Below are 1,105 nucleotides of genomic sequence, written 5' to 3'. Positions count from 1 at the left end.
TGTGACGGACTGCTTCACAGCTTCAAATACATTCAAATCTATCCCTCCTTGAAAAAAAGAAAAGCACCTGACATTCTCTGATTGAAAATGGCAAGTGCCTGTTAAAGTTCCATATCCTGTTGTTTGTGTTTTGTCTGCTCCGGGGCAGTTCTTTGTGCTTTTTTCTCGTCTGTCTTATCCTGCAAGACTTCCTTGATGGGCTGCTTCTTGGGCGGCTCTTTGCTTTCCTCTGTGCCGGGTGTGGCTTTCCGTACCCAGTAGCGGATGTCCCGCAGCTTCTTCAAATCCTCCTGTACCTCGGTCAGCGGTGTTTTCAGAGCTGCAATTTCTTCCAGAAGCGTTTCCTGCTCCTCTTGCAGCTCCTTTTGGGTGCTGTCCTTATCGTCCGGGTGCTTGGCAAGGTAGGCGGCGGCTTTCTCATACCGGGCAACCTCCGGGTGTTCCTGTTTGAATTTCTCCTTTGTTTTTTTGAAAAATATCTTCTGGTATTTCTCATAGACAGGCTTACATTCCTGGCAGTCTGTCCGGCTGGCAAGAATCCCGTCAATCACTTTGCTGCGGGTTTCCTTTGGCTTCATCTGATTGCGGTAATCGGCGGCTGATTTCCCGGAAGATTCCAGAAATACTTCTAAGTCCTCCACAGTGGAAAGCCCCTTTTGCCGGAGATAGGACAGGGCTTCGCTGACTGCCTTTAAGTCCTGTGAAGTCCCCCGGTTCTGTCCAGCCCTTGTCCAGTCCTTCCGTTCTTCCTTTCGTATCTCCATATACTTCATCAGCAGATTGGGAAGAAGTGTCGCTTCCTCCGCCGCCTTTTGTGCAAGCAGTTCTTTTCGTTTTTCTCCCAGCTCGGTAATCCAGCCTTTGAGGTTTTGAATGAGCTGCCGGATAGACTTCATCAGGCGGTTGGCGGCTCTGATGTCCCGGTTCAGGTTGCCGATGTTCGTCTGGATACCCCGCTTTTCCATCTGCCGGACAGCAGTCCCCTCATGGACAGTGGGGACTATATCAAGCCCCTGTCTGGCATAGGAACGCAAGTCCACACGCTCTGGGCGGTCATTGGCTTCCAGATAGCGGTTCTGGATGACCTCCCATTCATGCCGCCAGA

Annotated in this window: 1 protein-coding gene; it reads right to left on the bottom strand. The window is 51.0% G+C overall.

Features of this window, described 5'->3' with window-relative positions:
• Positions 1–101: 101 nt before the first annotated feature.
• Positions 102–1,105: MobA/MobL family protein (locus LIZ66_RS18295; RefSeq protein WP_227227650.1), on the bottom strand; the 1,004-nt coding region annotated here is incomplete at its 5' end.

The organism is Blautia faecis, from assembly GCF_020554845.1.
Lineage (GTDB): Bacteria > Bacillota > Clostridia > Lachnospirales > Lachnospiraceae > Blautia_A > Blautia_A faecis.
Note: the sequence above shows the minus strand (reverse complement) of the source record. Positions and strands in the feature narration are given on the sequence as shown.